The 24,092-nt window shown below is 67.1% G+C and carries 24 protein-coding genes and 1 pseudogene; 9 read left to right on the top strand and 16 right to left on the bottom strand.

Annotated features, from left to right (window positions below):
• Positions 1-34 precede the first annotated feature (34 nt).
• Complete coding sequence (locus OV287_RS27140) at positions 35-1,255, bottom strand: serine hydrolase domain-containing protein (protein ID WP_267536949.1); 1,221 nt, start codon at positions 1,253-1,255, stop codon at positions 35-37.
• Between the two features lie 75 nt (positions 1,256-1,330).
• On the opposite strand from OV287_RS27140, the gene OV287_RS27145 reads away from it, so the two are divergent.
• Complete coding sequence (locus OV287_RS27145) at positions 1,331-1,981, top strand: TetR/AcrR family transcriptional regulator (RefSeq protein WP_267536950.1); 651 nt, start codon at positions 1,331-1,333, stop codon at positions 1,979-1,981.
• On the opposite strand, the gene OV287_RS27150 is transcribed toward OV287_RS27145, so the two are convergent.
• Together OV287_RS27150 and OV287_RS27155 are read right to left on the bottom strand one after the other, a co-directional pair.
• A complete protein-coding gene (locus OV287_RS27150; protein ID WP_267536951.1) occupies positions 1,974-2,987 on the bottom strand; it encodes an AraC family transcriptional regulator in 1,014 nt (337 codons plus the stop codon). The two genes, OV287_RS27145 and OV287_RS27150, sit on opposite strands and share 8 nt — an antisense overlap.
• A 1-nt stretch (position 2,988) precedes the next feature.
• Positions 2,989-3,873 (bottom strand): oxidoreductase, encoded by an 885-nt coding sequence (locus tag OV287_RS27155; protein WP_267536952.1) that lies wholly within the window; start codon positions 3,871-3,873, stop codon positions 2,989-2,991.
• A 244-nt stretch (positions 3,874-4,117) separates the two neighbouring features.
• On the opposite strand from OV287_RS27155, the gene OV287_RS27160 reads away from it, so the two are divergent.
• On the top strand, positions 4,118-4,966 hold the full coding sequence (locus OV287_RS27160) for a class I SAM-dependent methyltransferase (protein ID WP_267536953.1): 849 nt from the start codon (positions 4,118-4,120) through the stop codon (positions 4,964-4,966).
• Positions 4,967-5,076: 110 nt separating this feature from the next.
• Complete coding sequence (locus tag OV287_RS27165; protein ID WP_267536954.1) at positions 5,077-7,296, top strand: ATP-binding protein; 2,220 nt, start codon at positions 5,077-5,079, stop codon at positions 7,294-7,296.
• Positions 7,297-7,320: 24 nt separating this feature from the next.
• Here OV287_RS27165 and OV287_RS27170 read toward each other — a convergent pair whose 3' ends face one another.
• From OV287_RS27170 to OV287_RS27180, 3 genes are all read right to left on the bottom strand, one after another.
• The gene (locus OV287_RS27170) at positions 7,321-7,968 is read right to left on the bottom strand and encodes a hypothetical protein (RefSeq protein WP_267536955.1); all 648 of its coding nucleotides are present in this window, start codon (positions 7,966-7,968) and stop codon (positions 7,321-7,323) included.
• A complete protein-coding gene (locus tag OV287_RS27175; RefSeq protein WP_267536956.1) occupies positions 7,965-8,465 on the bottom strand; it encodes a hypothetical protein in 501 nt (166 codons plus the stop codon). The genes OV287_RS27170 and OV287_RS27175 overlap by 4 nt, the downstream gene beginning before the upstream one ends.
• 326 nt (positions 8,466-8,791) lie before the next feature.
• Positions 8,792-9,175, bottom strand: coding sequence for a DUF952 domain-containing protein (locus OV287_RS27180; RefSeq protein WP_267536957.1), 384 nt, complete (start codon positions 9,173-9,175; stop codon positions 8,792-8,794).
• Positions 9,176-9,426: 251 nt separating this feature from the next.
• Between OV287_RS27180 and OV287_RS27185 the strand changes: the two genes are divergently transcribed.
• Positions 9,427-9,591, top strand: coding sequence for a hypothetical protein (locus OV287_RS27185; protein ID WP_267536958.1), 165 nt, complete (start codon positions 9,427-9,429; stop codon positions 9,589-9,591).
• Positions 9,592-9,671: 80 nt separating this feature from the next.
• Here OV287_RS27185 and OV287_RS27190 read toward each other — a convergent pair whose 3' ends face one another.
• The 3 genes from OV287_RS27190 to OV287_RS27200 form a co-directional block, all read right to left on the bottom strand.
• Complete coding sequence (locus OV287_RS27190; RefSeq protein ID WP_308809744.1) at positions 9,672-9,965, bottom strand: ferredoxin; 294 nt, start codon at positions 9,963-9,965, stop codon at positions 9,672-9,674.
• Positions 9,911-10,996, bottom strand: coding sequence for a cytochrome P450 (locus tag OV287_RS27195; RefSeq protein ID WP_267542425.1), 1,086 nt, complete (start codon positions 10,994-10,996; stop codon positions 9,911-9,913). The genes OV287_RS27190 and OV287_RS27195 overlap by 55 nt, the downstream gene beginning before the upstream one ends.
• 260 nt (positions 10,997-11,256) lie before the next feature.
• Positions 11,257-11,931 (bottom strand): TetR/AcrR family transcriptional regulator, encoded by a 675-nt coding sequence (locus OV287_RS27200; RefSeq protein WP_267536959.1) that lies wholly within the window; start codon positions 11,929-11,931, stop codon positions 11,257-11,259.
• Between the two features lie 134 nt (positions 11,932-12,065).
• On the opposite strand from OV287_RS27200, the gene OV287_RS27205 reads away from it, so the two are divergent.
• Together OV287_RS27205 and OV287_RS27210 are read left to right on the top strand one after the other, a co-directional pair.
• On the top strand, positions 12,066-13,025 hold the full coding sequence (locus tag OV287_RS27205; protein WP_267536960.1) for an oxygenase MpaB family protein: 960 nt from the start codon (positions 12,066-12,068) through the stop codon (positions 13,023-13,025).
• On the top strand, positions 13,022-14,038 hold the full coding sequence (locus OV287_RS27210; protein WP_267536961.1) for an oxygenase MpaB family protein: 1,017 nt from the start codon (positions 13,022-13,024) through the stop codon (positions 14,036-14,038). Before OV287_RS27205 ends, OV287_RS27210 begins: the two co-directional genes overlap by 4 nt.
• Before the next feature lie 66 nt (positions 14,039-14,104).
• Here OV287_RS27210 and OV287_RS27215 read toward each other — a convergent pair whose 3' ends face one another.
• The 5 genes from OV287_RS27215 to OV287_RS27235 all read right to left on the bottom strand — a co-directional run bounded on the left by OV287_RS27215 (position 14,105) and on the right by OV287_RS27235 (position 19,661).
• A complete protein-coding gene (locus OV287_RS27215; protein WP_267536962.1) occupies positions 14,105-15,037 on the bottom strand; it encodes an L-tyrosine/L-tryptophan isonitrile synthase family protein in 933 nt (310 codons plus the stop codon).
• 123 nt (positions 15,038-15,160) lie between these two features.
• Positions 15,161-16,423, bottom strand: coding sequence for a cytochrome P450 family protein (locus OV287_RS27220; RefSeq protein ID WP_267536963.1), 1,263 nt, complete (start codon positions 16,421-16,423; stop codon positions 15,161-15,163).
• A gap of 386 nt (positions 16,424-16,809) precedes the next feature.
• Positions 16,810-18,195 carry a hypothetical protein gene (locus tag OV287_RS27225; RefSeq protein WP_267536964.1) on the bottom strand — a complete coding sequence of 462 codons (1,386 nt, stop codon included), beginning with the start codon at positions 18,193-18,195 and terminating at the stop codon, positions 16,810-16,812.
• A gap of 253 nt (positions 18,196-18,448) precedes the next feature.
• Entirely contained in the window at positions 18,449-18,700 is a 252-nt protein-coding gene (locus OV287_RS27230; RefSeq protein ID WP_267536965.1) for a hypothetical protein, read from the bottom strand.
• Between the two features lie 61 nt (positions 18,701-18,761).
• Entirely contained in the window at positions 18,762-19,661 is a 900-nt protein-coding gene (locus tag OV287_RS27235) for a cupin domain-containing protein (RefSeq protein WP_267536966.1), read from the bottom strand.
• Positions 19,662-20,061: 400 nt separating this feature from the next.
• Between OV287_RS27235 and OV287_RS27240 the strand changes: the two genes are divergently transcribed.
• Both OV287_RS27240 and OV287_RS27245 read left to right on the top strand, forming a co-directional pair.
• Positions 20,062-20,439 (top strand): hypothetical protein, encoded by a 378-nt coding sequence (locus OV287_RS27240; RefSeq protein ID WP_267536967.1) that lies wholly within the window; start codon positions 20,062-20,064, stop codon positions 20,437-20,439.
• 358 nt (positions 20,440-20,797) lie between these two features.
• Positions 20,798-21,427 carry a hypothetical protein gene (locus OV287_RS27245; RefSeq protein WP_267536968.1) on the top strand — a complete coding sequence of 210 codons (630 nt, stop codon included), beginning with the start codon at positions 20,798-20,800 and terminating at the stop codon, positions 21,425-21,427.
• Positions 21,428-21,604: 177 nt separating this feature from the next.
• Here the strand turns inward: OV287_RS27245 and OV287_RS27250 are convergent, their stop codons facing one another.
• The gene (locus OV287_RS27250; protein WP_267536969.1) at positions 21,605-22,363 is read right to left on the bottom strand and encodes a DUF5953 family protein; all 759 of its coding nucleotides are present in this window, start codon (positions 22,361-22,363) and stop codon (positions 21,605-21,607) included.
• A gap of 1 nt (position 22,364) precedes the next feature.
• Positions 22,365-23,291, bottom strand: a complete 927-nt coding sequence (locus OV287_RS27255; protein ID WP_267536970.1) for a DUF6310 domain-containing protein — start codon at positions 23,289-23,291, stop codon at positions 22,365-22,367.
• A 224-nt stretch (positions 23,292-23,515) separates the two neighbouring features.
• On the opposite strand from OV287_RS27255, the pseudogene OV287_RS27260 reads away from it, so the two are divergent.
• Positions 23,516-23,921, top strand: a pseudogene (locus tag OV287_RS27260) (tyrosine-type recombinase/integrase); the annotation flags it as partial.
• Between the last annotated feature and the right edge of the window lie 171 nt (positions 23,922-24,092).

Genomic DNA, 24,092 nt, shown 5'->3' on the forward strand with positions numbered 1-24,092 from the left:
GGTGCCTGGCCCACTTCGGGCTCATCCAGGTGCCTCAGTTGCTGGTGCCGTAGATCGCATCGCGGACGGAGACGGTGAAGGCCCCCGCCATGCCTTCGAACGCCGTGTTGGTGAGCGCCACGACTGTCAGGCGGCTCTGCGGATCCACGAACCAGTTGTGGCCGTAGGCGCCGCCCCACTGGTAGGTCCCCGCGGACTGCGGGCTCCGCGTCTTCGCCGGGTCAACGAGCACCGCGCCGACGAAGCCGAAGCCCCAGCCAGGCCCCTGGGTCGCGGCCTCCGGGCCCACCTGAGCGGAGCTCAATTGCTCGACGGTGGATGCCGCCAACACCGGCGTGCCGCCCGTTCGCAAAGTCTCCAGGAACTTCAGGTAGTCACCCGCCGTTCCCACCATGCCCGCCCCGCCGGACGGGAAGACGCGCGGGTTCAAGGCCCGCCCGGGAGCGAAGTGGACCCCGGCGCCGTTGAAGGCCACGACCTGCTCTTTGCCCATGCGCACCGGCTCCGGCTTTCCGTCCGCGTAGGGCGTCGCGAGCCGGCTCACGTCCTTCACGCTAAACCCAGTGTCCTTCAGGCCCAGCGGCCCAGTGACGAGCCGCTCGACTACCTTGGGTAGGGGCGCGCCTCCGGCCTTGGCAACGACTGCGCCCAGGACATCCGTCGCCACGGAGTAGCCCCAGCGCTTCCCGGGCTCGTAGGACAGCGGCACCGAGGCGATCCGGCGAAGGTTCTCATCCAAGGACACCTCGGACTGGTCCAAGCCATCCGAGACCCCAGCCCGGTGATACGGCCCCTGCTCGGACTCCGTGAAGCCGTAGGTCAGGCCCGCGGTATGGGTCAGCAGCTGGCGCACCGTGATGACGGGCTCGCGGCCGTCCGCCAGCTTCGGCCGGAAGGTGGGAAGCCACTTCGTGATGGGCTCGTCCAGTGTGAGCTTGTGCTGATCCACCAGCGCCAGCGCCGTCACGGCCACGATCGGCTTGCTCATGGACGCCAGGCGGAACACCTCGTTCTCCCGCATGGGCCGCCCCGCCTCGCGATCCGACAGGCCCGCGGCGCGCCGGTAGATGACCTTGCCGTCCTTCGCGACGACGACGACGGTTCCGACGATGCGCTTCTCCGCGATCGCCTGGTCGATGACCCCGTCCAGACGCGCCGCGAGGGCGCGCTCCTCGGAGATGGCAGGGGAGGCGGGTATGGCGGGGGCCTGAGCGACGCTGACAGCCACCAGGGCGGTGGCGATGGCAGAATACATGGTGTGGTGCTCCTGTTTATTGAGTGACCACTACACAAATAAAAAGCCCATCACCCCATTTCAAGAGTGATCGCTATGAAAACCAGCACCACCCCAGAACGGCGTCCGCGCGGGCGTCCCCGAGGCTTCGACAGCACGAAGGCGCTCGATCAGGCCCTGGAGGTGTTCTGGCGGCAGGGGTACGAGGGCGCATCGATCGCCGACCTCACCGAAGCGATGGGAATCACCGCGCCCAGCCTCTATGCCGCGTTCGGGTCCAAGGCTGAGCTCTACCGCCAGGTCCTGGAGCGCTACCAGGCTCGGCAAGGCGCCTCGACGCCTCGCGTGCTCACCGAGGAGCCCACCGCTCGCGGCGCCGTGGAGAAGATCCTGCGGGAGGCCGCCAGGGACTTCTCCAGCCGCAAGCATCCGCCTGGGTGCATGATCTCGACGGCGGTCCTGACGTGCGCGGAGGAGAACCAGCCGGTCGCCGAGCATGTCGCCGCACTGAGAGCCGGTACGCTGAAAGCGCTCCGGGCTCGCATCGAGCAGGGCATTGCCGAGGGGGAGCTATCGGCCGGGACGGACGCGGCGGCGCTCGCCCGGTACTTCGGCGCCATCATCCAGGGGATGTCGGTGCAGGCGCTGGATGGCGCGAGCGAGGCCGAGCTCCTCGCAATCGGGGAGCTCGCGATGCTGGCCTGGGACAAAGTGGCCCAGAAGTCCTCGTCGCCGCGAGTCAGGTGAGCGCGGGGCGGCTGCGCTCGGCGTCGCGCCACCGGGTGGGTGATACGCCCTCCCAGATGTGGAACGCGCGCGTGAACGAGTTCAGCTCCTCGAAGCCCAACAGGAAGGCGACCTCGCTCGCGTCGAGATCGGTGCTGGCCAGGAGGCGGCGCGAGGTGTCGCGGCGAACGTCGTCGAGCAGTCTCTGGTAGGAGGTGCCGAGCTCCTCCAGGCGCCGCTGAAGGGTGCGCGGGCTGATGTGCATCTCCCTGGCAACCTTCTGGACGCTGGGGCGCTCTCCGCACATGCGGCGGCCGAGAGCCGCCCTCACATCGTCGGCCAGCGAGCGCGACGTCAGGCTCTCACTCAAGGCGGCTTCCAGCCCCGGCAGCATCACCGCGAGCAGATCCGCGTTGTGCGTGACGAAAGAAAGAGCGAGCGCCGTCTCCTCGAGCACGAGGAGATCGAGCGGCGCGTCGAAGCGCACCTCGCACCCGAAGTGCCGCCGCAGCATCGCCTCGTCGGAGCGGCGCCTCGCCAACTCGACGCGCCGCGGCATGATCGCGCGTCCGGAGCCCCGGCGCGCCAGGGCGAGAAGGGATGCGAATGTCGCATCGACGAGCATCATGGGGAGCGTTTCTTCGACGTGCACCCAATGGAATCCGATTCTCGCTTCACCGCCCACCGTCTCGACTCCCACGGTTTCCGCGCAGCAGAGACGCTTGTAGCGCGCGAACTTCTTCAGCGCCTCGCCCAGGTTCGGAGAGTGCAGCGCCGCGAGCGATGCGACATCGAGCTGGTGCGGCAGCGCCTCGGTGCCCACGCGCAGCGCGAGGTCCCGGCTCCCGCTGACCTCCTCCAGGGCGCGCCAGAAGGAGAAGAACTCGTGGATCGTCAGCCGGGCCTTGGGTGGTTGGAACCGGGAAGGCAGGACGTCGGCGTGTCGCAACAGGCGAGGCACGTCGACGCCCAACGCCGCGAGGCGGTCGAGCAGCGCGCTCGGTACGGTAACGAGATCGGCAGGCACTTCAGCTCCTCTTGGACATCAGCATCTTCGCAACAGGTGTCTCAGAGAAGTCGATCATGCCATCGAAGTCGGTGGACAGGCTGAGCGCCTTCCACTTCGCGTCCTCATCCGCCCGCGCGGTGGCGGCGGTGCCGGCGACGAACACGGCGTCGGAGCCGATGAGGAGGCGGAGCGGCGGCTGCTTCTCCGCCGCCACCCGGAGGATGGCCTGAGCGACCTTGGTGGGATCGCCCCGCGTGATGTCGGAGTTTCCGCGGTGGGCCTGGGCGAATGCGCCAACGGTCGGCTGGTAGTCGCGCTGGATGTCATCCACCCGCATCGAGGCGCCCGCCCAGTCGGTACGCATGCCGCCGGGCTCGACGACGGTCACGCGAATGCCGAGGGGGCCGACCTCCTTCGCAAGGACCTCGGAGAACCCCCCGACGGCCCACTTCGCGGACTGGTACGCCGCCAGACCCGGGGTGGAGACACGCCCACCGACGGAGGAGATCTGGATGATGTGGCCGTCGCGTTGCGCACGCAGGACGGGTAGGGCTGCGCGCGTCACGTTCACGACACCGAAGAAGTTCGTCTCGAACTGCGCGCGGAAGTCATCCTCTGCCACGTCCTCGATCGAGTTGACGTTCGCGTAGCCAGCGTTGTTGACGACGACATCGAGCCGGCCAAAGGCGGAGGTCGCAACGGCCACGGCCGCGCGCACGGCGGCGGGATTCGTTACATCGAGCGCGACTGCTCGCACCTGATCGCCGTACTGGGCAACGAGCTCTTGGAGATCCTCGGGCTTGCGCGCCGTGGCCACGAGGCGGTGGCCAGCAGCAAGTACGGCCTTCGCGAGATCGCGGCCGAGGCCGCGCGAGCTTCCAGTGATGAACCAGACCTTCGACATGGGAACCTTCCTTTGTGGAGCGGAGCTTCGGTCCCATCAGTAACGGGACAGGCCTGGGCGGAGCGAATCCGATCGCGCCAGAAAATCATCGAATCGCGCCATGGAGCCCCACGGAAAAGCGTGCCGCTCGAATAGGGTGCCCTCTACTCCGTCCGACGCTTCACGCGCCTGGTTGCATGGCTGCGGATGCGGCTACACGCCGTCGGCCTGTGAGAGCGACAAGTAACTCTCCTATACTTCAGAGATGACATCCCAGAGACCGCCGCAGCCGACCTGGTGGGCCGAGCGCTTCGCCATCATCCGCCGGTACGACGAGATGGAGTCCCGCCTCACGGCCTCCGTCAGCGAGCGGATGCTCGACCTGGCCTGCCTTCGGCCGGGAATGAGGGTGCTCGATGTGGCGTCGGGGATGGGCGAGCCTTCCCTCCGTGCCGCGCAACGGGTGGGCCCCCCTGGCTTCGTGCTGGGAACGGACCTGTCCGACGGCATGCTGGAGGCGGCACGGGAGAAGGCACAAGCCCAGGCCCTCTCGAACATCGAGTTCCGCGTCGCGGATGCGGAGTCGCTCGAGGTGCCGGAGCAGTCCTTCGATGCAGCGACCGTGCGCTGGGGGTTGATGTACATGCCCCGGCCCGATCGGGCGCTGGAGCGGCTCTGGCAGGCGCTTCGTCCTTCCGGACTCATGGTGTGCGCATGCTGGGCGGGGCCCGAGCAGGTCGAGTACGCGACACTTCCGCGCAAGGCCGTGGTTCGCTTCCGTCCGCTTCCCCCCGTCGAGCCCGATGCTCCGAGCGTGTTCCGCTTCTCCGACCCCGAGCAGCTGCGCACGCTGTTGACGCGCAGCGGGTTCACGATGGAGCACGTCGAGTCCATGCACGTCCCTGTGATGGAAGCAGCAGATGGGGCGGGAGTCGTGCGCTGGATCTACGAGCTCGGGGGGCCCGTGGCGAAGCTCGTGAAGGAGCTGTCGCCGGAGGAGCAGCGCGCATGGGAGGAGGAGGTCGCCCGCGAGAGCGAGCGCTATCGGACTGGCGGGAAGGTCCTGCTCGGCGGAGTGACGTGGCTCGTCGTGGCGAGGAAGGTCGGGGTTTGAAAACACCTGTTACCCCTGATGCGCTCGCTGGCGAACGCGTCTGAGAGATCCCCCTACCCAGGGTCCTCAGATTCCGCTCTGGTGGCTGCTGACGGGAGGTGAGCTCTCCGATGCGCCGGGAACGGGTACGACGCTGGTTGCTTCTCACCGGGTTGGTTGTCCTGACCGGAGTGGCCATCGTGTTTGGGAGCGACCTCTTCGAGGGGCACGCTCGGGATACGCTCACCCCGGAGGAGCGGGAGTGGTTCGATCGCCATGCCGACAGCCTCGTGGTCGGGAGCTACCTCAACGCCCCCTTGTCGTTCATCAACGGCAAAGGCGAGTTGAGCGGCATCGCCGTGGAATATCTCCGGCTGTTGGAGGGGAAGTTGGGCGTCGAGTTTCGCAGGGCTTCTCCCACCAGCGTCAGCGAGCTGCTCCAGGACATGCGCGCGGGACGGGTGGATCTGGCAAGCGGGCTGACCCGAACCCCCGAGCGCTTGGACTACCTCCTCTTCTCCGAGCCGTACGTCCGCATTCCCAACCTCATCGTTGTACGCCAGGGCACGTGGGAGATGCTCACCCTCGAGGAGATGCAGGGGTTGAGGATCTCGGTCGGCGAGAACTTCGGAGCCCATGAGTATCTGAAGCGCACCCATCCCGAGCTTCAGCTCGTCCCCGTTCCCAATGATCTCGAGGGACTGTTGCGCCTGTCGACCGGCGAGGTCGACGTGATGATCATGCATGTCGCGTCCCTGTCCTTCCACATCACCCAGGAGAACCTGACGAACCTCCATGTGGCGGGAAGAATCCCTTACGAATACGAGCTGTCGATCGCGGTCCGGAAGGATCAGCCGATCCTGCAGCGCATCGTCCAGAAAGGACTGGACCAGATAACGGAGAAGGAAAAGGAGAGCATCTGGAGGCGCTGGGTCTACGCGAGGGAGCCACCGTTCTACCTCGACCCCCTCTTCTGGCGGGTGGTGGCGATCCTGATCGTGGGCGTGGGTGTGGTGGTGGGGACGGTCATCACCTGGAACAAGGCGCTGAAGCGGCAGGTGCAGGCGCGGACCCACGAGCTCGCGGAGGCGCATCGGAACGTCTCGTTCCTCGCGGAGGCCAGCATCATCCTCTCCGAGACGCTCGATTACAGTGAGACGCTGTCCCGGCTGGGTGACCTGTGCGTGCGCCACTTCGCGGACTGGTGCGTCATTGACGTGGTGACAGAGGGGAGGGTCCGCCGGCTCGCGGGGGCTCATCTCAGCCCGGCGAAGCGGCCCCTGCTCGACATTCTCGCCGAACGCTACCCAGCTCAAGAGGGAAGCCCCAGTCCGGCCGGCGAGGTGCTTCGAACCCACCAGCCCCAGCTCTACCCCGAGCTGTCAGAGGAGGAAATCCGGTCCACGTGTGTGAGCGAGGAACATGCGCAACTCATCATCGCGCTCGGAACCCGAAGCGCCATCTCGGTGCCCCTCATCTCGCGAGGACACATGCTCGGGGTGCTCACCCTGGGATCCGGACCCCTTGGGAGGCGCTATGGGAGGAGGGAGCTCGAGCTGGCCCAGGAGGTGGCTCGACACGCCACCGTCGCGTACGACAATGCCAGGCTGTATCAGCAAGCCCAGGAGGCCATTCGAATCCGAGATGCCTTCCTCATGGTCGCCGCCCATGAGCTTCGCACGCCCCTGACGTCCCTGAAGCTCCGCATCTCGATTCTGCAACGGCTGGCCCATGAAGCCCCAGAGCAGCAGGTTCGCACCGACTCCCTCCTGCGCGAGCTGCCCCGCATTCAAGCCCAGGCCGATCGACTTCGCACACTCATCGAGCAGCTCCTCGATGCCTCGTGCATCGGCTCGGGGCGTTTCGAGCTGATGCGGGAGGAGTTTGACCTCTGCCAGTTGGTGCAGGACGTGGTGGATGACCTGCGCGATCAACTGTCGCGCAGCGGCTCCCAGTTGGAGCTTCGGACCGGGTGCCCTGCCATGGGAAGGTGGGATCGGCTTCGCTTGGAGCAGGTCGTCACCAACCTGCTCGCGAATGCCATCAAGTTCGGAGAGGGAAAGCCGCTGGAGGTCCGGGTGGAGCCCGGGCCGGACACGGTGCGGATCGTCATCCGGGACCAGGGCATCGGTTTCCCGATCGAGGCCAAGGCACGTATCTTCGAGAAGTTCGAGCGGGCGGTCTCCGAGCGTCACTACGGCGGGCTCGGGCTCGGGCTCTTCATTACCCGGCAGATCGTCGAGGCCCACGGCGGCACCATCCTGGTCGAGAGCACTCCCGGGGAGGGCTCGACCTTCACGGTGGTGCTCCCATATGGCGAGGCGCTTGCGGCCACTCCGCCATCCGCATGACTCACGGACAAGGCGGTCACCCCGTCACTGCAGCAAGAACGTGTTCGACGTGCCCACGTGGCCGGCGATGTCGGTGACGCGGATGGCCATGTCCGACTGGACGGAGTCGACCACGACCTGTTGCGTGAGCACCCCGTCCACGAAGGGCTCGCTCACGCGCGGGCCAACGGTGCTGCCAGCCCCTGTCTCCAGACGCACGTTGCCGCGGAACGCCGCCGCGTTGGCGCCGGTCGCGCGCACCGTCACCGTGAAGGGCACCAGGCGCCGTTGCGGGCCGATGGGGTCGATGCTGTAGCTCTCCGGCCACTCTCCCTCGACGACGGTAAGGCCGCCCGTGCGCACGGCGGTGCGGCCGTCCCCGAGGGTCACCTTCACGTCGTAGCTGCCGGGCGCGAGCATCGACGGAACGCGGGTGGAGATGACGCCCTCGGGCGAGACGGCGAGCGTGGGCACATCGAGCGGCCCGATGCGCACCGACACCTGGGTGTCCACCTCGATGGTTCCTTCGTTGTAGTCGACCGTCGCGGGAAGGATCAGCTCGGCGTCGAGGGCAAGCGCCGTGGCCTCGCTCGCGCGCATCTCCGACGGAGAGACCGAGTGGATGACCGGCTCCGGCCAGTCCTGGCAGGCCATGAGCAAGACCAGCGGGGCGATGGAGACGAGCTTCCTCATGGCAGCTGATACCTCACGCCCAGGAGCCCCTGCACACCAATGGAGCGCCCGGTGACAAAGGGGATGTACGCCTCTCCGAGCCCCACTCGCCCGTCGAGGAATGGCTCGATCGCTCCGAACGGAAAGCGCAGCTGGGCCCCCGCGAGCAGCTCCCAGCCAATCGACGAGCGCACGGAGCTCTCGGAGAAGTCGCTCGAGAGGTGGTGCAGCGCCAGTTGCGGCCCCACGCCAGCGCGCACGTCCACGCCGAAGTGTTTCATCCGCACGAGGTTCATCCGCCCGACCGCGAGGAGTGGGAAGGAGTGCAGGGCGGAGACCCCCACGCCGGCTCCGGGGACGTTCGCGCGGAAGCGCGACAGCCGCCAGCCGAGCTCCACGTCGAAGGAGAAGCGACCCCAGCCGGGCGGCGTCAGGGTCAGCTGCGCCGAGCCCTGGGGGCCGCGGTTGAAGCCACCGCCGTAGAACGCGCCACCCGCGAGCGCGAGGGAGTATCGCATCTCCTCCGCGGGCTTCGTCGCGGCCGGTTGAGTCCCGGTGCGCGAAGGCGCTGCCGGCGGGGGCTCGGGGCTCGCCTCCCGCGGAGGAGCCTTCGGCTTCTTGCGGGAGGTTCCGCGGGTGGAACCCTCGGGAGCAGCCACGGCTGCGGTAGAGCAGAGCAGGAAGAGGAGGGCGAGCCAACGCATGGAGTGGGCGAAGACAATCCCAGCCGGCGGCAGTTGTCGAGCCCCTTCACAGAGATCCTGCGTCCTACACGTTGCTCATTTCGACTGCCTCCGCCCGGCATCATACCGGAGGGAGGCCGTGACGTCTGTCTTGCCCCTGCTCAGGGGATGCTGGGCGGGAAGGTGTGTGTCCCGTCCGGGTTCAACGGCAGCTTCGTGACGCCTCGCACGGCCTGGAGGGGGAGGGGGCCGTAGAGGTGAGGGAAGAGGCCGGGGCGGGAGCCGCGGGCAGGCGGTTCCCAGCGCAGGGCGTCGCCGAGCGCGGCGACGTCGACCTCGACCAGGAAGAGGTCCAGCTCTCCGGCGCGGTGCCTGGCGGCGCTGGTGCGCACCTGCGCGGCGGTGGAGAAATGGAGGAAGCCGTCACGCGTGTCGTCGGCGCTGCCTCGGTACTCGCCCACGGATTGGGCCGCACGCCAATCCTCGCCACGCACCAGGGTGTAGATGGTGGTGACGGCTTCAGGCGGGCGGTCTTGGTCGCTCATGCGGGCATCATGCCATGCCTCCTCGCGCGGCCCAGGGCACGGGCGTGCTCGGAAGGTTCGGCGGGTGAAGCACAGCGGCCCGCCCTGAAAGCTCAGGGCGGGCTGCCGCATTGACAGAACGAGAGGTGTTACCTCGGCTTCAGCAAACGCCGTCGCGGGATGCGCAATATTCGAAGCAGACGGAAGGCGAGGTGGGGCTGCGGCACTCGGATCCGTCGCAACAATATATGATGATCCAGGAAGCGTGCTTCGTGCCTGAATCGGATGCGCACTGCTCCGTGCACTCGGCAGCGGAACCGGTGCACGTGGTGCCGTTGCCGCACGACATGTACACCTCTTCGGTGGACGTGCCGCCACAGCCCGCCAGCATCCCCACTGCCATCAACCCTGCGATGATTGCCCTTCGCATACTGTGATGTGTCTCCTGGGTGAGAACTGCACGGGCCACGATAAGCCAGGGCGTCCCCGCTCAAAAGAAGTTGGTCCTGAGGCCGGTTCAGGGCGTGGGTGTCACAGCGGCGCCGGTGTCGGCGTCGAACACTTCGATGGCGGTCATCGGGCACAGCTCGGCCGCCGCGAGCACGGCGTCGTCCGGATCGACCTCGCTGAGCAGGGCTTGTGAGAGGCCGTCCACGAGGTGGAAGTAGCGGGGTGCCGTCATGACGCACATCCCGCAACCGCCACAGTTCTCCGTGACCCGCACCCGCCAGCGGAGGGGCAGGGAGGTTTCGCCGCTCACCACGTCACCTCGAGGCGTGCGGGGCAGCGGGCGATCAGCCCGGGCTTCCACGGCACCTCGTCGCCAGGGACCGCGAGCCGCAGGTTCGGGAACCTACGGAGCAGGCCCTCGAGCGCGAGGCTCAACTCGGTCCTGGCCAGCGACGCCCCGAGGCAGTGGTGCGCCCCGTGGCCGAAACCGAGGTGCGGGTTGGGTCTGCGGGCGAGGTCGATCTTCTCGGGACACGTGAAGACGCGCTCGTCACGATCCGCGGACGCACGCTGGAAGATGACCGTGTCCCCCTTGCGGATCAATACGCCGCCCAGCTCGACGTCCTCCGTCGCTCGCCGCGGGAAGCTCCCGGTCGAGCGCAGCGGGATGTACCGCAGCAGCTCTTCGATCGCCGTCGGCAGCAGCGAGGGTTCGGCCACCAGCTGGGCGTAGAGCTCTCGGTGGGAGAGCAACAGGAAGAAGCTGTTCGAGATCATGCTGAGCGACGTCTCGTGGCCGGCCATGAGAATCCCGATACCGGTTCGAGCGGCCTCGCGCAGCGTCAGCCGCTCGGTGTTCATCGCCTCCAGCAAGGTGCTGACGAGGTCGTCCGTGGGGCATGCGCGGCGCTGTTCCAGCAACTCCTGGAAGTACTCCTCCAGCGCCGTCCGGGACCGGTCGATCTCGACGGGATCGTAGGCCGTGGTGGCGACGAAGACGTCGGAGTACCGGCGGAACCGCTCCCGATCCGCGTAGGGGATGCCGAACAACTCGGAGATCATCACGACCGGCATCGGGACCGCCAGACTGGCGACCAGGTCCGCCGGTGGTCCCTGTGCAACGAGCAGGTCGAGCTGCTCATCCACCACGTCACGGATCCGGTCGCGCAGCTGCTCCACCCGCCGCATCGAGAAGGCCTTCACCACGACGCGGCGGATCCTGGTGTGCTCCGGTGGATCCATCGTGAGCAGGTTTCCCGGCCGCAGCGGCAATGGGGTGACCCGGGCGGTATCCGGCTCCGTGGCTTCCAGGGAGCTGAACCTCGGGTCGGCCAGGAATTGTTTGATCTCGGCGTAGCCGGTCAGCAGCCACGCTTCACCACCGAACGGCATCCTCACGCGGCTGATCGGCTCCTCCCGGCGCAGTTCCGCGTACCGAGGGTGGAGGTCCAAGGCCCGGACGGGCCCGAACGGATAGTTCGGTGGTGCACCGGGGAGCGCCTGAGCATCCCCACGATTGGAGTTCCTCGTGCTCATACGTGGACAGAGTGGCGACCGCGCCTGTTGTGATACGTCGGCGCCGTCAGAGCACCGAGAACTCGTCGGCTCCTTGCTGGCCGCGGCCTCGAGCGCCACGCTCGCCTCCTTGGCACCTACTTGGGGGGGCGCCCGACGAGACCGTCGAGCAGGCGCTTCGCGAGGGCCGTCACGGTGTCGCGGCGGGTCTCGTCGAGCCGCTCCCACCCGAGGACAGAGAGCGACACGGGCTCTATCGTCGTGAATGCGGAGAGCGAGGTGAGCAGCATCACCGCGCCCGCGCACTCCTCCTCTCTACCGGGGCGGCGATTGCGCGCGATGGCCAGCAGATCGGCGACGAGTCCGATACCGGGGCTCCACAGCCCCTCGAATAGCACCGCATAGCCCGGGCCCTGCTCGCGCATCTCGCGCTGCACGAAATCGGTGGTGAGCCGTTGCTCGGCATCGGCGGTGATCGCCTTGACGAGCGCGTCGAGGATACGGTCGAGCCAGTCCCGCGCTTCCGTGGCCGAGAGCGACCCCTTGTTCGCGGCCTCGCGAGCGGCGCTCACCAGCGGCAACAACCGGCGACTGTACTGTTCGACGATCTCCTGCGCGCAAGCGCGGTGCAGCCCCTCTTTGTTGCCGAAGTGGTAGGCGATCACCGGGAGCGAGACACCCGCCTCGGCGGCGATCATCCGGGTGGTGGCGCCCGTGAAGCCCTCACGAGCAAAACAGCGCATGCCCGCCTCGAGGATCCGGGCCCTGGTCATCTCCGTCGGCGTCAGGCGGCTTTTGGTCTCGAGGCTCATGCTCCGTCATATAGGCAGGGAGGAGTCTGTTCCGGTAGGGCGCGCTCCTCGCCCTTCCGAAGCAGGTGCTCGGGTTGTTGCAGCAGAACCTATCAAGTGATATACGAAATATATCAACTGATAGGGGTGGCGATATGGCTTTACGTGAGTCGGTAGCGGCCGAGCACGAAGCAGCGCCGGCGCAGGCGGCAAAGCGGGCGGCTGCACGCGAGTGGAAGATCGACTTTCTCACCCCCGCCGGAGAGCCTTCGTTGGTCCCGCCGGACTCGGTGCAGTGGCGGGTCTACCGCAACCCGATCGCCATGGGCATTGGCGGAGTGGCCGCCGTGCTGCTCGAGTTCGCCGACCCACGGATCCGCAGCGGGGTATGGGACCACTCGATCTACAAGGTGGACCCGATCGGACGCTCGCGACGGACCGGGGTCGCGGCGATGGTGGGGGTGTATGGCCCCGCCTCGGTGGCGCGCAAGGTGATCGCCGGCGTCACGAAGATGCACGCGCGCGTGTCGGGTGAGACCCCCAATGGTCAGTCGTACCGTGCGCTCGATCCGGTGCTGCTCAATTGGGTCTCCGCGACCGCTGCCTTCGGCTTCTTCAAGGCCTACCACACCTTCGTTCGTCCGCTCTCGCCGGAGGAGCAGGTGCGCTTCTTCGCGGACGGGAAGCCGGTCGCCGAGCTCTACGGCGTCACGCAAAGCGTTGGGTCGGAAGCCGAGTTCGTCGCGATGATGGAAGGGCTGCTGCCAGGTTTCGAGCCGCACCCGATCAACCTCGAGTTCCTGAACATCATCGAATCGGGCCGTGCGGCGCCGTCCGTGCCGCGCTTCCTGCACCGCGCGATGGCCCGCGGCGCGGTCGCGCTCCTCCCACCGGTGGTCCGGAAGAGATTGGAGCTCGGGAAGGAATGGGACCTGACCGCGCTCGACCGTCTTGCGCTGACCTCCGCCGGCCGGCTCGCCAACCATTGGCGCGACCGCAACTCTCCCGCCTGGCAGGCGGCGCTGCGTCTCGGTCTGCCAGGCGATTTTGCTTGGCGATCGCCATCGATGCAGAGAAGCCTGCTCAAGACCTCCCTATCGGAGCCTTCCCCATGAACAACTCCCTACCCGGTGCCAGCCTCCAGTCCAGCGAGCACGAGCGCGATACGAGCGGCGTCCCGGCGGGCTGCCCCTTCGGTGGCCACGCGCGGAACGAACGCGCCGGCGCAGACATGCCCGGCCCGACCTATCGCCGCCCGTTCTGGCGGCCACGCTCTCCGGAGGTGCGCCGCGAGATATCCCGCCTGGATGCGCGGCGCGACTGCCAGCGCATCGTGCACCTGCTGACGGCCTACGAGTTCCCCTTCGACATGCAGCGCGCGAACGAGCTCGCGCTCTTCCACACCTTTGGTAGCCGTTCCGTCGCGCGCCTGCTGGATCGTACTGGCGAGTTCAGCAAGCGTGGCCAGAAGCGCTATGACGACACGCGGTTGCTGATCGCTCATTTCATGGAATGCGGCTGGGACGTGGAGACCGGCCGGCGCTCCATCGAGCACATGAACCACATCCACTCATTCTTCCGCATCTCGAACGAGGACTTCCTCTTCGTGCTGTGGACCTTCATCGACTTTCCCATCCGGTGGATGGACGACTTCGGCTGGCGGTCCTTCACGGCGCACGAGCGCGAGGCCTGGTTCTACTACTGGTGCGAAATCGGCCGCCGGATGGGCCTGCAAGGCATCCCCGAGAGCAGGGCTGCCTATGACGACTACATCCGCGCCTATGAGGCCCGCGAGTTCGTGCCCAACGAGGCCAGCCACCGCGTAGCCCAGGCCACCATCGACATCATGGCCGCCTGGTTTCCCCGTCCCTTGCGCGGACTGATCGCTCCCATCAGCCTCAGCCTCGTTCCGCCGCAATTGCTGCCCGCCATCCAGTTCTCGCCCCCTCCCGCCTGGGTCTCCAGACTGACGCGTGCCGCGCTCAAGCTGCGCGCATGCGCCAAGCGCTATGTTTCATTGGAGCGCTACCCCACGCGAATCAAGAACAGCCCCAATCGCACCTACCCCGGTAATGACTATCAGATCGAGGCCCTCGGCCCGGAATTCGCCCAGCGCCACGAGGCCTGAGCCGAGAGGCGGCTCGCGGGCAAGCCCCTCCGGAAAGAGCCCGGAGCGGTGCTCGCGGGCTCCTGATCAGTCCTGCTGGAAGTGGCTGGGCTTGCCGTCGAGGTGCACCAGGCGCCCGAGTCTCGCGGCCTTCTCGCGCGGCATGAGGGTCCAGGTGCCGTCCGCGCGGCGCAGGGCCACCGAGTGCCAGGGGGTGGTCCAGGCGTCCGGGGCGTCGAGGAGGCGGATGCCGAATTTGGCCGCGCCGACGGGCTGGGGGTGGATGGACAGTCGTACGGCGTTCGGGTGGTGCTCGGCGATGAGGTCGCCCCAGGCGCGGCTGCGCTGGATGACGCCGTAGGCGCGCCACCGGCAGGCGCGTTGGAGCGCGGTGCGGGTGCCGGGCCAGTGGGGGGTGTCCTCGACGAGGAAGCGGGTGATGCCCCGGTAGAGGGCGAGGGTCTGGTGGTTGGCGTGGATCTCGGCGCGCAGGTCGTCCAGGGCGGGGGCATATTGGTCGTGGACGTGGGCGCGTTTCGCGGGGTGCGGAAGGTTGCCGAGGACGTCGCGCAGGTCGAAGACGCTCAGCTTCTTCAGGCCCAATCGCCCTATCTGTGCGCGGAGCTCGTCGGTGTAGGCGTCGATGTGGCCGTCGGGGACGCCGATGAGGTCGCCGAAGATGTGGCCGTCGGAGCAGATGACCACCCGGGCGCCGGGCGGGTGGATCCGCTGGATATCGGTGCACAGGGTGTTCAGGAAGGTGAGGGAGAGACGTTCTCCCTGGTCGGGCAGGTGGCCCAGGACTTTGTCCGGGTTGGGGGACTTGCAGGGGAAGGCGGGCAGGGTGAAGACGACGGGAGCGCCGTCGCGTACGAAGGCGGCGATGTTGCGCAGCTGGTGGGGGAACGCCGTCGCGGGGGCGGGGGTTGGGTCGGTCGTGCGGTGGTGAGGCAGGAGGAGGTTCAGGATCGCGGAGCTGATGCTCGTGGAGAGGGCGTCTGGGGTGGTCGTCATCTGCATGGCGGGTCTCCTGGAGGCATGGCGGTGGCGTTACGGCCGGGCGCCGTCGGGTAGCGGGTGGGGGTTGGGCGGCCGAGGCTGGGTCGGGCGGTGCGGCCGGACGCGGTCAGCCGTGGGGTGGTGTCAGAGGCGTCGGTCGTAGCCGACGGGCAGGTGGTTGGTGCCGCGGCCGAGGACGGCCGGGATCCACTCGAGGTCCTCCTCTCTGATGGTCAGGTGCAGGCCGGGCAACCGGGTGAGCAGGGTGCCGAGGGCGATCTGGAGTTCGGTGCGGGCGAGGGTGGCGCCGGGGCAGAAGTGGATGCCGTGGCTGAAGGCGAGGTGGGGGTTGGGGCTGCGGTCGAGGTCGAGGGTGTCGGGGTCGGGGAAGCGGCGCGGGTCGCGGTTGGCGGCGCACAGGGAGACGATCACCGAGTCGCCTGCGGGGACGCGCGTGCCGTGCAGGTCGCTGTCCCGGTCGAAGAAGCGCCAGGTGGTCAGCTCGAAGGCGCTGTCGTAGCGCAGGAGTTCCTCGACGGCGCGGGGCAGCAGGTCCGGGTTGCCGCGGAGGCGGGCGAGCTGGTCCGGGTGACGGAACAGGGCGATCAGGGCGGTGGTGAGCTGGTTGGTGACCGGTTCCTGGCCGGCGACGAGGAGCTGGAAGATCATCGAGTCCAGTTCCTCCGGAGTCAGTTCACCGTGGTCACGGGCCACGACGAGGCGGCTGAGCAGGTCGTCCTCCCCGTGCTCGCGTTTGTAGGCGACGACGCCAGCGATGTAGCTCTGCAGGCCGTGCAGGCGTGCTTCGTACAGCGGCCGACCGGGGTCGGTGGGGCCAACTGGCTGGACGACCTTCCCCCAGTCGCGGTCGAAGCGGCCTGCCAACTCGGGTGGGAGACCGATGACTTCGGCGAGGACCTGGAAGGGAAAGCGGGCGGCGAAGCCGGTGACCAGGTCCGCGGGGCCGTACTCGGGGAGCCCATCGACGAGCGCGTCGGCCAGCTCCTGGAAACGGGGGCGGAGCTGTTCGACGCGTCGGGACGTGAAGGCGTCCGTCACGAACCGGCGCATGCGGGTGTGCCGGGGCGGGTCCTGGTGGAGCAGGTGTACCTGGAGCTGGGAGTGCTGCGGCTCCGGCATGATCGCGGCGCGGGCCCGCCAGCGGTCGTTGCCTCGGTCGTGGTTCTTGCCGAGGCGCTCGTCGTTCAGCGCGGAGCGCGCGGCCTCGTAGCCGGTGACGAGCCAGGCCCGGACGCCGCTGGGGAAGAGCACGCGATGGACCGGGCCGGCCTCACGCATCCGCTCGTACAGGGGGTAGGGGTTGGCCTTGTAGGGGCAGCCCGTGAGCGGGACAGGGTCGGGCAGGGTGTCTGGCTCGGTGGCGGGCAGGGGGTCGTGAAGGGTCATGGGTGCTCCTCAGAAGGTGAGTTCGGGCTGGTAGTGCTGGGAGCGGGTGTCGCCGTGAAAGGACGCCCAGCCGGTGATTCAGACGTTGGTGATGGCCGCGGCGTGGATGCGCCAATCCACGAGGAATTCGGGCCTGCTGCGTGGCCCACGTGCGGGTAGAGAAGTGAACTGGTTTTGTGAGGGCAGTGAGTGCCGGCCTAGATGCTCGGTATTCGAGCAAGGCTCGTCCGGCTCACGCGCGGCATCACAAGTGCGAGGGAGTCGCAATGCTCCGCGGAAGGTGTCCGCGGCCTGAAAAATGCCGAGGCCGGAAACCCCTGATTGCTCAGCGGCTTCCGGCCTCGGCTTTTGTGTCCCTGACGGGATTCGAATTCAGTGATCGACGATCAGATGGGCAGATTGTTGACGAGGTCCTTCACTTCCTGGGGAGCGGCATCGGTCTCACCCAGGGCGCCCGTGTAGGCTCCCAGCAGCGCGGAGGCGGGGTTGACCTTGCCAGTCCCCAGCGCCCCGAGCACACCCTCGGCGGCCCCCTTCCAGGTCTTGACCATCCCACCCAGGCCCCCCTCGATGACGCCCTTGACGCCACCCTCGGAGTTGCCAATCCCGGTCAGGACATTGCTGACGCCCGGCAAGAACCACAGGTGCTTGCCCGCCTCGCCGGCGAACCACTGGAAGTTGTCCTTGTTGCTCCCGTCCTTCTTGACGTGGGTGTCGGACGTGGTCGGCAGCCGGTGCTCCGAGCCCAGGGAGGCGTAGCCCTTCTCGGCGAAGTCCTTGACCATTCCGGCCTCGGTGCCGTGCCGGGCGTCTCCATCCTTGGTGATGCCCTCGATGTTGCCGTCTCCCTTTCCGCCCTTGACCTTGCCCGTCCGCTCCCCACCGTCGGAAATCTTGGAGCTGTCGATGTAATCCAGCACCTTCGCCAGCCGGTAGACGGCATCGGGGTTCTGACGGGAGTCCTTCAGGTCGAGCTTGGGATCCACGCCGGTCTGCTTGCACAGCTGCTCGAACTTGATGTCCTTCTGACGGCCGAGCCTGGCCAGCGCGGGAGAATCGTTGACGATGTCCGCCGCCGAGCGGGTGTCCCCCTGCGGCCGCTTGTCCGTGGCCTGGGGAATGGGCGTCCCGTCCGCCGCGAGCGGCGCGGCGGCCTTGCTCGGGGCATTCTTGCTCGCGGCCGAGGGGCTGCGGGGAGCGGTGGCCATGGGGGCAAGGTCCCCGCCAAAGCCAGGGGGCAGGCCGCCGGCCGAGAAGGGGTCCATCATCGGCGCACCGGCCAGCTCCGGCGGCAGGCCACCAGCGGCGGCGTACGGGTCCATCATCGGCGCACCACCGAGGCCCTGGCCCAGGCCCGCGATCGCGTAGGGGTCCATCGCGGGCGCACCACCGAAGCCCTGGCCCAGGCCCGCGATCGCGTAGGGGTCCATCGCGGGCGCCATCAGCTGCGGCGCCATCATGCCGAGCGTGGAGGCGGCGTCGAGTCCGGCCCCGGCCAATCCTGCGGCCCCCTGGGCGACCCCGCCGAAGGCCTCACCCACGCCCCCCAACATATTGCCCAGCCCGTTGAGCTTGGGGTTGTTCAGCCCGGTGGGATCGAAGCTGTCCCGCTTGAAGCCCGGACCGTTCAGGCTCGGCTTGTTGCCGTTGATGTCGGGGCGCGGCGTGAACTGGGGCTTCACGTCCGGCTTGGGAGCGCTGGGCTTGAAATCCGGAATCTTGTTGCTGCCGCCCTTGAAGAGGTTGCTTGCACCACCGAGTTTGATGCCCATGACGCGCTCCGGAAGAAAGAGGATTGAGAAGAGGAAGCCGAGATGGCGAAGCGTTATTGCAGCGTGCGTGCCAGGCCTTGGTCCCTGGCCAGACGCTGTCTTCTCAAGGGGTTAGGCCAAGGGAAGCGCGCCTCAGGGGGGCCTGGTGACAGGGCTCACCAGACAGAGGGTGGTGAGTCGAGTCACCACTGATGAGCGGAGTCACCAGGGGCGAGTGGAGCCTGTTCGACGATTAGATGGCTCCAAGGGCGCTCTACACGGCCTGACGCACCAACCCGGCGATCATCCCGGCGACGAATGTCAGGTTGAGCGGCTTCGGGATGAAGAGCACGTCGAGCCGGGCCAGGCGCTCCGCCCCTGCGACGCGGCGGTCCCGCGTGCTGGTGGCGATGATGTGGACGGGCTCGTGGACCGTGCGGCGCAAGGACTGGATGAGCTCCAGCCCCGAGAGGCCTCGCGGGAAGTCGAGCTCGGTCAAGACGACCGAGGCCGGATGCTGTTTCAACCACTCCAGCGCGCGGGTCGCCGTGGCGAATCCGGGATGTTCGCCACGAGGCCGTCCCTCCTTATCTGGGCGGCGTTTCCAGCTCCCGCTTCCGGCGCCGCACATCCACGCCGTGCGCGCTGCCGTGGATGCGCTCCCCCTCGCGGTACTGGAGCACGCTCGAACTGAAGAGGGAGCCGTCCTTCGCCTGCTCGTAGAGCTTGGAAACCATTGGCAGGTGCCCGGACTTCATGAGGAGCTTGCACCCCTCGGGGGCCGAGCGGGCCCAGCACTTGCCCTCGCCGTCCGGCGGGTTGCGGATCCAGGTGAGCGCCGGGTGTGCGACTCCGTTCTCGAGGAGCGAGCCCGAGATGACGAAGACCTCCTCGCCTCCGGCGGGTTGGGTCACGAGGTTCTCGGTCCCCGGCTCCCAGAGTTCGATCCAGACGCGCTCGCCCGTCCGCTGGCTGGTATGGAGCGGACGCCGGCGGATCCTCCCGCTCGTGCTCGGGGCGTCCTCCCACTCCGAGAGGTCGAGATCACAAGTGTCCTCGACGATGATGGGCTCGCCCTCCTCGGCCACCTGCGACACCTTGACCCAGAGCACCGCATCGTCGTTCTGGGGGTCCACGTAGGGCGCATGACACCAACGCATCGGATGCCGGACGTAGAAGCCCGGCAGGTAGTCGCCCGTGTGATCGGTGAAGACGCCACTCAGCACGTAGAACTCTTCGCCATGCGGGTGCGCGTGGTATGGGTCCCGCACGCCGCTCGCGAAGGACACGACCGACGTGCTCGGGACGAACTGCCCGTTGCCGTAGCGGTCCAGGAACTTCCGGTTGATCCCGGGGATCCACGGGGAGGGCGACCAGGGGACGGCGGCGGTCTGGACCACCGCGCGCCTGCCGAGCTCGGAATTGACGTTGATCGTAGGGCCCTCGACGAGCGCATCCTGATCGTGCGCGAGCATCCTTGCCGCCATGGGATTCTCCTATGCATGGGTTGTTTCCCCGAGCCTCTTGAAGGTCGCTACGGCGCGTCGCGGTTGTTTGGATTTTCCGGGCCGATACACCTCTCGCCCGGCTGGCGACCTGGCGGGGGGCTAGGGTTTTCGATGGATGCGGTGCGTGTCCGGAGGGGCCAGCGGGGAGTGCTCTGGGGGGTCGTGCAGTTGACGCGTCACCGCCTCGCTTGGCGCGTCAATGACACGCCACCCCCCTGACCGCCGCTGTTTCGTCCGCGAGCCCTCGCTGGGACGACGGCCCATTTCGGGCGGCATGCTGCGTGCACACGCATCCCCGCGGCACTTCAGGTGCACACGAGTGCCGTGTTGACTCAGGCCCACCGGACAGGGGGCCCCCTACCGGAGATGAGCTACAAAAATGCGCAAATTCTTGACTGTCTTTTCGCTGGGGAGCTGTCTGCTGATGACTGGCGCTGGAGCGCAGACGCCGCCCGCCGCGCAACCGCCCTCGAATGCGTGCTACCTGTGGAAGGGGCGTGGAGGTGCGCCCACGGAGGGCTACATGGCCACCCATGCGAGCTGCCGTCCATGGAATAGCAATTACGGGTGGAGCTTCCTCAAGAACAACAATGGGGTGGGCTACTATCGCGGAACATTCAAGGACGCCGTGGCCACCCCCTCCACCTGGGCGGTCTACGCCGACTTCGGCTCAGCGGTTGTCTCCTCGAAGGCGGACTACGATTCCTTCGTCGCCAATACCAAGTTGTCCGGCTCATGCGGGGAATGTCTGCACTGAGTCGTCCTGCGCTGGCCGGTGCCTGTGCGCGCCGGCTCGGTCGCTCCGAAGGAGAGGGCAGAGGATTTTAGAACCGCTGCCCCCTCGGTCTGACCTGAGAAGGGACTCGCCGTCTGCGTGGTGTGCCACTTCCCGTGGAGCTACGGCCGGTGCTGCGCGAGCAGCCAGTTCCAGACCTGCGGGTCCTTGTAGATACGCTCCCAGATGGAGTGGTTGCCGTCGTGGTACAGCGTGAAGAGCAGGTTGCTTTTGCGTATGCCTGTAAAGTATTGATGCGAGTGCCGCACCGGAGAGGGGGCGGTCGGGGGGGGGGCCGGTTGCGAAGGTCATGGCATTCCCCACCGAAAATGGAGGGGACATGCGGTTCAATCATCACCAGTCGCGCGTCGCTGGAGTGCTGTGCACCGTCATCCTGGGCTGGACGGGCAGCCTCTGGGCGCAGTCGCGCTCGTCGAGTTCGCCGCCGTGGAAGCAACTGCCGCCGACGGGCGGCTACGGCAGCCCGAAGGTGGGCTACGCGGTCACCAAGGAGACGGTCTCGACCGGGCCGGACACTGTGACCATGTGCAAGGACGTGAAGGCCATCGTCAAGGCGGCGGCGAAGAACTTCGTGCAGCTGCGGGGCGCGCCCAAGCGCGGGGCGATGGAGGGCGTGTCTGTGTGGGAGTCCACCAAGGGCGTGCAGGAGTTCTCCAACTGCGCGGTGTACCGGGCGGAGGAGCTGGGCGACTACGTCATGTGCGTGCAAACCACCGAGTGCGCCAAGGGCAAGGACAGCTTCCACGCGATGTCGGCCGCGTTCATGAGCTGCCTGAAGAACTGGAACTGGCAGGACGGCCAGGTGGGCCGCGATTTCCGCGATGAGCAGCAGCGCATGGTGACGGCCACCAACGACGATGGCCTGCGCATCACCTTCGAGCTGGCGCGCGCCAAGGACTCCTGGCCCAAGTGCGACCTCTCGTTGTCCATCGAGGTCGTCGACTACTAGCCGGGCGAGGTGCTCAGGGCGTGGGCTCCATGGCGAGCACCACGCCCTCGGGCCGTTCAAGCACCGCGAAGCCCATTCGGATTCGTTGATGACGTGCGCCGTGCTGCCGCATGAGCGAGCCACGAGCTACCCTGGGAGAGCGCCTTTGCCCATAGAGTGCGTGGTGAATAAAGCGGCTCAAAGAGTGGAGCGCCCTCCGATCTCCGGGAAGCGCTCGTAGGCCCGTTTAAGCACGTCCAGGTGCGCGGGGTTGTCCAGGTCGAGCGGCGCCTCCGTGAGCTGCACGACCCACCCGCCCGTCGCGGTACGCCGTGAGCGCGAAAGCAGCTCCGCATCGCGGGCCGGGTCCGGGAAGCCGATGGCCCGTGCGGCAGCATCCGACCAGTAGTTCAGCCAGCCGAGGTTATGCGGAATCTCGGGCGCGAGGATGTAGTCTGGGAACCTGAGCGCTGGCAGCCCTCGTGGCGGAACTCCTGGCTTACGCACTGGATCGGTCGTCTGCCGCGAAATCTCCACGGTCGCGTTGAAGGGCGTGGCGTGCCCCCAGTACGCACGTGCGCCTTCCCCTACGGCCGCCAGCACATCCGCTGCCGCCGCAAGGCCGGCTGCATGCGCTGGCAGCGACGCATGCACTTCAAAATGCGGCGGGCCTTCTGCGGAAAGACCGTTCGGGTTTTCGAGCCCAAAAATTGTCACAGGGTGGGCGTCGTCATCGTTGCAAAGGAACGGAAACCCTCCGTCTGTCCTGTCGGACGCGACCCACGCATCGCGGTGGGGTACTGCGATGAGGTCGTCCTTCTCCGAGGTTGTCCACCGCAAGCGCAATCCAGGAAACGCACGCTCCATTCCATGAACTATGGCAAGCGGGCGCCCATCATCGCCTACGAGCGCGGGGGCGTACACGCTGACGGTAATGCCATTTAGAGCAAACTCCATATCAACACCACTCCATCACGGCAATGGTGAGGGTTTTATCCAATTTCTCAAGTGCTTCTTTGTGTGCGGCGCTTTTGACGCCAACAACGAAGTTATAGCCACACTCCTTGGCGAGTCTGGCTTCGCGTCGTATTTCCGGCAACTTCACTTTGGCGAAGAACGCTTGTGAGCGAGGCGAGTGTATATCGAAATCGTCAGTCTTGACTTCCCACAGCGTGCGCACGGCGAGTTGCAGCGCGTCAAAATCCTTCCCATTGACGCGAACATCCCAACCGGAGAAGCTGTTGTACGGAATTCTGTCGGCGCACTTGTTGTGATCGTTATTTCCGCCTCGGTGCGGCACCGGAACGGGCATGCACTCCGGGCGGCGATCTCGCTCCGAGGTCTCGGGTGGCTCCGGAGGAGGGAAATCCGGCCCTTTTGGCTCAGGCTTGGGCTTCTGTTTCGGCGAGGGTTCCTGCGGAGCGGGCTTTGCTTCAGACACGGGCCGCGTTTCAGGCGCGGGCATTACGACCTCGGGCTCGTCCCCTAACAGCTCATACGCATCCAGGGTCTCTTTGATGGCGAAGCCCACCACTACAACGCCTGCCACAATCACCGCTCCCACGACGAGCTCCGGGGCCGCCAGGACGCAGACCCCGAGCCCCATGGCAGCGGCACCCGCAGAGGCAACCGCGCATCGTCCTGTGGGGTCGTGAAACTCGATCCGGTCATGGTCGAGGGCATGAAAGCACCGCTCCGCCAGCACGGGCCAGGGCTCTGAAGCCTCCTGTACGGCGCACCGCCCCCCGTCCGTCCAGGGCAGCGTCGCCGCTCGCTGGAGGTTGGCGAGCCTCGGGTCTCGGGCCGCTGGCTCTCTTGGGCTGGGCGCTGACGTAGCGCAGGCGGAGACATAGAGCAGAAGTGCGATGCACGCTCGGAAACGCATGGCTACGTCCTCCAACTAATCCAGAACCTGGAGAGTCCTGGTGGAGCTGTGATGGTGAGGAGGCTCGGAGAGTACACGAGCAAGGCAGCTTGGCGCGGGAGAGCGCCAGCGGCACGGGTCTCGGGCGCGGCGGGGCACACCATGAAGCGGCGCGGCGTCACTGGAACCAGGGGCGGTGAGCACAGCGCGGTTCAGCACGGGCGCGGCGCAAGTCGTGGAGTAGCAAGCCGGCCTTCGACTTCCTCACCTTCGAGGAGGTCGAGCGCCTGAGCAACGCCGCTGAGCCGGAGTGGCGAACGTTGATCCTGTTGGCGTTCAAGATGGGGCTGCGGCATGGGGAGTTGATCGGGCTCCAGTGGGGCGATCTGGACTTTCAGCGCGGCAAGCTCAAGGTTCGGCGCACCATCTGGCAGGGTGAGACGGGGCTGCCAAAGTGTGGACGGGAAAGAACGGTGGACCTTGTCGGGCTCGGCATTGGACGCGCTCAAGGGACACCGCCACCTGCGCGGCCTTACGTGTTCTGCCAGGAGGACGGCCAGCTGCTCACCGCAGCACCGCCTGGAGCGGGCACTGAGCCGAGCGGGCATCACGTGCGAGCAGGGGTGCATCACATGGCACGACCTGTGGCACATCGTCACGAGGACGAGGGCAGACGCACCGAACTCCACAAAATTTGGGCTTCAATGGTGGACTTGTGACAAGACGCGCGCCCGTCGTCACCGATTGTTCCGAAAGGCACAGGTCTCACGAGAATATTTATGAGCATCTCCGCGGCGCTCCGTTCTCTCTCCTTCGTCCTGA

The sequence above is a fragment of the Archangium lansingense genome (assembly GCF_026626635.1).
In the GTDB taxonomy this organism is placed as follows: Bacteria; Myxococcota; Myxococcia; order Myxococcales; family Myxococcaceae; genus Archangium; species Archangium lansingense.